At 62.0% G+C, this 7,150-nt stretch carries 7 protein-coding genes; 5 read left to right on the top strand and 2 right to left on the bottom strand.

Translation table 11 applies throughout. The annotated features are described in order from the left end of the window. Positions 1 to 264: 264 nt before the first annotated feature. On the bottom strand, positions 265 to 1,158 hold the full coding sequence (locus tag ACQKP2_RS06035; protein ID WP_427575178.1) for a LysR family transcriptional regulator: 894 nt from the start codon (positions 1,156 to 1,158) through the stop codon (positions 265 to 267). A 101-nt stretch (positions 1,159 to 1,259) separates the two neighbouring features. Between ACQKP2_RS06035 and ACQKP2_RS06030 the strand changes: the two genes are divergently transcribed. Both ACQKP2_RS06030 and speB read left to right on the top strand, forming a co-directional pair. Next, entirely contained in the window at positions 1,260 to 2,351 is a 1,092-nt protein-coding gene (locus ACQKP2_RS06030; protein ID WP_427575176.1) for a polyamine ABC transporter substrate-binding protein, read from the top strand. Between the two features lie 17 nt (positions 2,352 to 2,368). Beyond that, positions 2,369 to 3,328 carry an agmatinase gene (speB, locus tag ACQKP2_RS06025; protein ID WP_427575174.1) on the top strand — a complete coding sequence of 320 codons (960 nt, stop codon included), beginning with the start codon at positions 2,369 to 2,371 and terminating at the stop codon, positions 3,326 to 3,328. 173 nt (positions 3,329 to 3,501) lie between these two features. Here the strand turns inward: speB and ACQKP2_RS06020 are convergent, their stop codons facing one another. Further along, positions 3,502 to 4,554: an aldo/keto reductase gene (locus tag ACQKP2_RS06020; protein ID WP_427575172.1), complete on the bottom strand. Its 1,053-nt coding sequence runs from the start codon at positions 4,552 to 4,554 to the stop codon at positions 3,502 to 3,504. A 144-nt stretch (positions 4,555 to 4,698) separates the two neighbouring features. On the opposite strand from ACQKP2_RS06020, the gene zapE reads away from it, so the two are divergent. The 3 genes from zapE (at position 4,699) to ACQKP2_RS06005 (ending at position 7,037) form a co-directional block, all read left to right on the top strand. Beyond that, positions 4,699 to 5,817, top strand: a complete 1,119-nt coding sequence (zapE, locus tag ACQKP2_RS06015; protein ID WP_427575170.1) for a cell division protein ZapE — start codon at positions 4,699 to 4,701, stop codon at positions 5,815 to 5,817. Positions 5,818 to 5,867: 50 nt separating this feature from the next. Beyond that, complete coding sequence (locus ACQKP2_RS06010) at positions 5,868 to 6,449, top strand: DinB family protein (protein ID WP_427575168.1); 582 nt, start codon at positions 5,868 to 5,870, stop codon at positions 6,447 to 6,449. A 96-nt stretch (positions 6,450 to 6,545) separates the two neighbouring features. Next, complete coding sequence (locus tag ACQKP2_RS06005) at positions 6,546 to 7,037, top strand: GNAT family N-acetyltransferase (RefSeq protein ID WP_427575166.1); 492 nt, start codon at positions 6,546 to 6,548, stop codon at positions 7,035 to 7,037. Positions 7,038 to 7,150: the final 113 nt, after the last annotated feature.

The raw sequence follows: 7,150 nt of genomic DNA, 5'->3' as shown, positions 1-7,150 counted from the left end.
CCACAGGTTCATGGCGCTGCCTGGATGCCTGTAGGAGCGAGCACGCTCGCGATGGTGGTGAACGATAACACTGGGCACCAGGCACCCAGCGGTGCTCTTGCGTTCATCGCGAGCAGGCTCGCTCCCACAGCGCTGCCTGGATGCCTGTAGGAGCGAGCACGCTCGCGATGGTCGTGAACGATAACACTGGGCACCTGACACCCAGCGGTGCTCTTGCGTTCATCGCGAGCTTGCTCGCTCTTACAGGGGGGAGGGGGTGATGTTTCAGGAGAATGCGGCGAGCAGGTCCTCTTCGAATGCCGTCTGCGCATCACCCGGTGTCTGCCCGCGATGGCGGGCCAGGTGAAACGCCACGTCGAAACTCATGCCCCCGCGGCGCACCACACGCAATAGTCCCTTGTCTTCCCAGTGGCGGGCGAAATGACTGGGCAGGTAGCCGAGATGCTTGCCGGACAGGATGAAGGCGAGGGTGCCTTCGACCTGTTCCGAGCGTGCCGAACACATCGATCCTTGAAAGGGCTCGTCGTTACGCAGGAAACGGTAGGGGTGATCGACCCGGTCGCAGTCTTGCAGCGCCCGGTCATCCGGCGCGTCATTGTCGAACAGTGGATGACCGGCCGCGCAATACAGGTGCTGGGTTTCGGTGAACAGTTCGCGGTAATCGAATGCGTTCTGCACCTGGGAGAAATAGCCGATGGCCAGGTCCAGTCGCTGCTGCAGCAGCAATCGCTCCATTTCGCCGGGCATGGCGCTCATCAATTCGATACGCACCGACTCATCGCGCTCGCGGAAGCGCCGGATCGCTTCGGCGACGCGTTGCAGCACGGACTGGTCCAGCGCTTCGGACAAGCCCAGGCGCACCTCGCCGATCAAACGTCCGGCCACACCGTTGGACTGGTGTCGAAACGCTTCAATGGATTGAAACAGCCCGCGGGTGGCCTTGAGCAGTTGCTCGCCCTTGGGCGTGATGCGGAATCCGCCCTTGCCCCGGCTGCACAAGCGATAGCCCAGGCGGGTTTCAAGCTTTGCCATTTGCTGGCTGATGCTTGACTGGCTCAGGCCCAGTTCACCCTGGGCTGCGCTGAAACCGCCGCATTCGACCACGCTGACAAACAGGCGCAACAAGTGAAGGTCCAGATCATGCAGTTGACCGAGCATCAAACATTACTCCAGGGTAATGTCAGGTTAATAAACTTGATATTTCACCAATGTATCTGACGACGCATCCTGCCACCACTTCCTCCGGTCAGGTGTTCGTCATGCCTCCCTATTTCAAGATGTGCGTTCCCGCGCTGTTCCTTGCCATGGCCGCAGCGGCCGAGGCCGAGGACAACGTGGTCAATCTCTACAGTTGGGCCGATTACGTCGCGCCGCAAACCCTGCAACGCTTCGAACAGGAAACCGGCATTCACGTGCGCTACGACACCTTCGATGCGCCGGAGGTGCTGGAAACCAAACTGCTCACCGGCGGCAGCGGTTATGACGTGGTGGTGCCGTCATCCAGTGTGCTGGCGCGCGGCCTGGCAGCGGGGGCCTTGAAGGCCATCCCCCATGAAGGCCTCAAGGGTTACGCCAACCTGGATCCGGACCTGCTGGAAAAACTGTCGGCGGTCGACCCCGGCAACCGTTATGGCGTGCCTTACACCTGGGGCACCCTGGGGCTTGGCATGAATGTCGAAGCCGTGAAAGCGCGCCTGCCGGACGTGCCGCTGAACAGTCTCGACCTGCTGTTCAAGCCCGAATACGCAGGCAAGCTCAAGGACTGCGGGATTGCGATCATCGACTCGCCGCAGGAAGTGATCGGCCTGGCGCTGCATTATCTGGGCAAGGACCCCTACAGCACCCGCAAAGAGGATCTCGACGCGGGTCAGGCGCTCTTGCATCAATTGCAGCCTTCGGTGCTGTACGTCGCCAGCGGCCGGCAGATCAACGATCTGGCCAATGGCAGTGTTTGCCTGGCACTGGCTTACAACGGCGATGCCAGCATGGCCGCCGATCAGGCGCGCAAGGCCGGCAAGCCCTATGAGATCGCCTACCGGATTCCCCGGGAGGGCACTCTCGTGTGGCAGGACAACCTGGCGATCCCCAAGGATGCGCCACACCCTGAAGCTGCGCGCCGGTTCATCGAGTTCATGCTGCGGCCCGAGTCCGTCGCGGCACTGACCAATACGCTGTTCTTTGCCACCGCCAACCAGGCCGCCACGCCGCTGGTCGATGAGGCCGTGCGCACCGACCCGGACATCTACCCGCCCGCCGACGTGCGCGATCGTCTGTACGCCGACCGCACCATGGACCTCAAGGACATGCGCCAGCGCACCCGCGTGTGGACCACATTCCGTAGCCGCCAATAAGAAAGAAGGAGCCTTGCATGGACGTTCCAATGCAAAACGATCAGGCCATCACCCGTGACAGTCTTTATGGCACGGCCGCCGAAAGCACCTACGCCGGCATCACCAGCTTCATGCGCCGGCGCTACAGCCGCGACTTGCGCGGTGTCGACGTGGCGGTCAGCGGTGTCCCGTTCGACACCGCGACCAGCAACCGCCCCGGCGCACGTTTCGGACCGCGCGGCATCCGTGCCGCTTCCGCCGGGATCGCGTGGGAACGTCACTGGCCGTGGGCTTTCGACCCGTTCGATCACCTGGCGGTGGTCGACTTCGGCGATTGCGACTTCGATTACGGTTCGCCGCAGTCGACCCCGGAATGCATCGAGGCCCACGCCGAGCACATTCTCAGCGCCGGCAGCGCGATGCTGACATTCGGTGGCGATCACTTCATTACCTATCCGCTGCTCAAGGCCCATGCACGTAAACACGGTCCGCTGTCGCTGATTCACTTTGACGCCCACAGCGACACCTGGCCGGACGAGGAGGGCAAGCGCATCGACCATGGCACGATGTTCTGGCACGCGGCCAAGGAAGGACTGGTCGACCCCTCGCGTTCGGTGCAGATCGGTTTGCGCACCACCAATGACGACCATCAGGGCTTTGCCGTGCTGGATGCGCGACAAGTGCATCGGCGCGGGGTGGACGCGATCGTCGAGGCGATCCGGGCACGTGTCGGCGATCACCCGGTGTACCTGACCTTCGACATCGACTGCCTCGACCCGGCCTTCGCCCCCGGCACCGGAACGCCCGTGTGTGGCGGCCTGAGCACCGTGCAGGCGCTGGACATCCTTGGCGGTTTGCGCGGGATCAACCTGGTGGGCATGGATGTGGTGGAAGTGGCGCCGGCCTATGACAGCGCGGAAATCACCTCGCTGGCGGCGGCGACACTGTCGATGGAAATGCTGTGCCTGTATGCGGCCAGGCATAAGGTCGACCGGTAATACAAAACCTGTGGGACCGTCTGGCGCCTTCGCTGATCTGTGGGAGCGAGCCTGCTCGCGATGGCATCAGGTCAGTCGATGCGGGCCTTGACTGACACACCGCTATCGCGAGCAGGCTCGCTCCCACAGGTTGGTCTGCGTTTGGTGCCGTTGATGTGCCCGCGATGCTTTTATCAGGCGACCGGGATGACGGGCAGGTCCAGCGTGATACCACCGCTGAAACGCGTTGCCGATCCGGCGAGGGTTTCATGGGGAACGCCTTTGGCCACACTGCTCACGCGATCGAGACGCAGCAGTTGGTCGGCGTTCAACTGCACGTCCAGTGCCCCCAGTGTGGCATCCAGCTGTTGGCGGGTGCGCGAGCCCAGAATCGGAATCAGTGTGGTCGCCGAACGCCTGGCTTGTTCGCGCAGCCAGGCAATGGCCACGTGGGTCGGGCTGCTGTCGAGTTCCGTGGCAACGGCCAGCAGGGTATCGAGCAGGGCGGTTTCCCGGGCGCTTTTCTCGGCATGAACCAGCATGCCCAGCTTGCTGGCGCGGGTATCGCCCTCAGTGTTGCGGTATTTGCCGGTGAGAAAGCCGCCGCCCAGCGGCGACCACAAGGTGGCGGCCAGTCCCAGCGCTTCGGCCATCGGCAATTGTTCGCGCTCGGCGGTGCGCTCGGCCAGGCTGTACTCGACCTGGATCGCCGCGACCGGCGCAAAACCGCGTACCTCGGCCAACAGGTCGGCCCGGGCGATGCGCCAGGCCGGGAAGTTCGACAGTCCGGCATAATGAATCTTGCCGGCCCGTACCAGGTCGTCGAAACCGCGCAGGATTTCCTCCATCGGCGTCACGCCATCACTCATGTGCGCCCAGAACAGATCCAGGTGATCGGTTTTCAGTCTTTTCAGGCTTTCTTCAACGGCACGAACCATGTTCTTGCGGTTGTTGCCGGTGTGGGAGATGCCGGCAGCCGGTGTCGTCCCAAGGGTGTACTTGCTGGCGATGACCAGTTGATCGCGTTCACTGGCAATGAACTCGCTGAGCATGGCTTCCGACTGGCCACCCTGATAACCGTTGGCGGTGTCGATGAAGTTGCCGCCGGCCTGCAGGTAACCGTCGAAAATACGCTTGGCCTCGTCACGTTCGGCGCCATGGCCCCAACCGGTGCCGAAGTTGCCGGCGCCCAGCGCCAGTTCGGATACCCGCAGGCCGGTTTTACGGCCAAAAACCTTGTAGTGCATGGCAAGACTCCTGAAAGAGGCAAAGAGATATAAATTACGCTAAACATTTATAAATATTATGCACGGAATATTCGGCGTCAAGCGCCGTTTGGCTCAAAACACATTTCACTCTCGGCTTCGCCGTCTGGTGGCATACTGCCGCGCATGAATGTCGATTCCCCCCTCAGCGCCTGGCAGCAGGCCATTGAACAGAAGGGCTTCGTCCAGGACGAGGCTCAGGAGCATGCTGTCTGGGCCTTGCAGAAGTGCCATGAGGCGCTGAACGAAGGGCGTTCGCCGATCAACGGCGTCTACCTCTGGGGGCCGGTCGGGCGGGGCAAGACCTGGTTGATGGACCAGTTCCATCAACATTTGCGGGTGCCGGCCCGACGCCAGCACTTCCATCACTTCATGGGCTGGGTGCATCAGCGTTCGTTCCAATTGACCGGGACGGCCGACCCCTTGAAAGCCCTGGCCCGCGAACTGAGCGAAGAAGTGCGGGTGCTGTGCTTCGACGAACTGTTCGTCAATGACATCGGCGACGCCATCATTCTCGGGCGACTGTTTCGGGTGATGTTCGAGGAGGGCGTGGTGGTGGTCTGCACCTCCAACCTGCCGCCGGACCAACTGTACGCCGACGGATTCAATCGCGACCGCTTCCTGCCCGCCATCGACGCGATCAAGCAGCATATGCAGGTGATTGCAGTGGATGGCGGCGAAGATCACCGCCTGCATCCAGGACAGGGGCTGCAACGTTACTGGGTGGCCGTGCCCGGACAGCCGGGGGCGCTGGCCGATGTCTTCGCGATGCTGACCGTCGGTCAAGCGGCCAGTGCCGGCCCCGTCAAGGTCGGGTATCGCGCATTGTCGGTGGTGCAGGCCACGCAAGGCGTGCTTTGGTGCCGGTACGGCGATCTGTGCGAACAACCCTTTTCCGCCATGGATTTCATCGCCCTGTGCGACACCTACAGCGCTATTCTGTTGAGTGACGTGCCAAGCCTCAGCGCGCCGCAACGGGCCGGACGCATCGCCCGCGGCACGGAGGACGCGGCTGTGCGGGTGGATGCCGGAGACCGGGAGCTGCCACAGTTATCGGTGCACGACGACGGCGTGCGGCGTTTCATTGCCCTGGTCGACGAGTGCTACGACCGCAAAGTGCCGTTGTACCTCGAAGCACAGGTGCCGATGGATGCGCTCTACACCGAGGGCTATCTGGAGTTTCCTTTCCGTCGCACCCTCAGTCGCTTGCAGGAGATGCAACTGGAACGTTTCGCACAGGCTTGATATTCGAATGGAATGAGATCCCGCAGCCACGGGTTTCAGGAGGCATCAGCATGAGTCAACCGCTGTCGCACCATTTGCTGACCATGGCTTACCAGAACGCCTGGGCCAACCACCGATTGGCCAAGGCCTGGTGCCAATTGAGCGCGGACGATCTGGCTGCCCCGCGCGTCAGTTTCTTTCCCGGTATCCGCGCGACCCTCAATCACATCCTGACCTGCGACTGGTTCTATGTTGACGCCCTTGAGCGTGAACTGCGTGGCGATGATCCGCATTCCGATTGTCGTGTGTTCTTCAAGGATGAGGAGCCGTTCACTCAAGCCCTGGACCTCAAGCGCGAACAGGCCCAGGTGGACCGGCGCCTGATTGCCTACTGCGAACAAATGCGCGATGCCGATCTGGGCAGGGTGGTGACCATCGCCCGGGCGACGCCGCAACACGACAGTCGCTTGCGCATGCTGTCTCACCTGTTCGAGCACCAGATTCATCATCGGGGGCAAATCCACGCCATGCTCAGCGGAACGTCGGTGAAACCTCCACAACTGGACGAGTTTTTCTGTGCCGGCGAGTCGCATTTGCGGGCCGAGGACTTTGCCGAGCTGGGGTGGACGGAAGCGCTGATCTGGGGGCATTGAAGCGGCGACGGTTGCCACGTTCGGGGCGCTCGCGCTAGGGTCGCGGTTCCCGTGGGTAGCGAACCCTCGGGCCATTGAATGTGATCGAGGATGGAAATGGATTCCGCAGAAATTCTTGTGCTTCAGGCCAGCTATACCAACCCTGTGCATGCCGAGGCCATCGGCCTGGTATTGAACGGCTATGCCCTGGACCCGATGGGCGGCGGACACGCCTTGCCTGCCACAGTTCTGGAGCACCTGCCTGGCGAGCTGGCCAAGCGTGCCCATGCGTTCAGCGTGCTGGCCTTTGTCGGTGGCGAACCGGCCGGGCTGGTCAATTGCTTTGAAGGATTCTCGACGTTTGCCTGTCGGCCACTGGTCAATGTTCACGATGTGGCGGTCATGCCGAAGTTTCGTGGGTTAGGCTTGAGCCAGCGCATGCTGCAAAAGGTGGAGGAAATCGCTCGTCAGCGCGGTTGCTGCAAAATCACCCTGGAAGTGCTTGAAGGCAATGCCGTGGCGCAGGCTGCCTACGGCAAGTTCGGCTTTGCTCCGGGTGAATTCGATCCGGCGTACGGGCGCATGATGTTCTGGACCAAGGCGCTTTGATCGGCGCATAAAAAATACCGCTAACCCCAACTCTGTAGGAGCGAGCAAGCTCGCGATGGAGGCACAGGCACCGCGGGGTGTCAGGTTGCCAACGTCATCGTTAACGACCATCG

Origin of the sequence: Pseudomonas sp. NPDC089569, assembly GCF_050280625.1 — a bacterium.
GTDB lineage: Bacteria > Pseudomonadota > Gammaproteobacteria > Pseudomonadales > Pseudomonadaceae > Aquipseudomonas.
Note: the sequence above shows the minus strand (reverse complement) of the source record. Positions and strands in the feature narration are given on the sequence as shown.

What these genes read in the sequence shown, in the direction of transcription:
- ACQKP2_RS06020 (WP_427575172.1), bottom strand. Translation starts at nt 4,554, where the DNA reads ATGCACTACAAGGTTTTTGGCCGTAAAACCGGCCTGCGGGTATCCGAA.
- zapE (WP_427575170.1), top strand. Translation starts at nt 4,699, where the DNA reads ATGAATGTCGATTCCCCCCTCAGCGCCTGGCAGCAGGCCATTGAACAG.
- ACQKP2_RS06005 (WP_427575166.1), top strand. Translation starts at nt 6,546, where the DNA reads ATGGATTCCGCAGAAATTCTTGTGCTTCAGGCCAGCTATACCAACCCT.
- ACQKP2_RS06010 (WP_427575168.1), top strand. Translation starts at nt 5,868, where the DNA reads ATGAGTCAACCGCTGTCGCACCATTTGCTGACCATGGCTTACCAGAAC.
- ACQKP2_RS06030 (WP_427575176.1), top strand. Translation starts at nt 1,260, where the DNA reads ATGCCTCCCTATTTCAAGATGTGCGTTCCCGCGCTGTTCCTTGCCATG.
- speB (WP_427575174.1), top strand. Translation starts at nt 2,369, where the DNA reads ATGGACGTTCCAATGCAAAACGATCAGGCCATCACCCGTGACAGTCTT.
- ACQKP2_RS06035 (WP_427575178.1), bottom strand. Translation starts at nt 1,158, where the DNA reads ATGCTCGGTCAACTGCATGATCTGGACCTTCACTTGTTGCGCCTGTTT.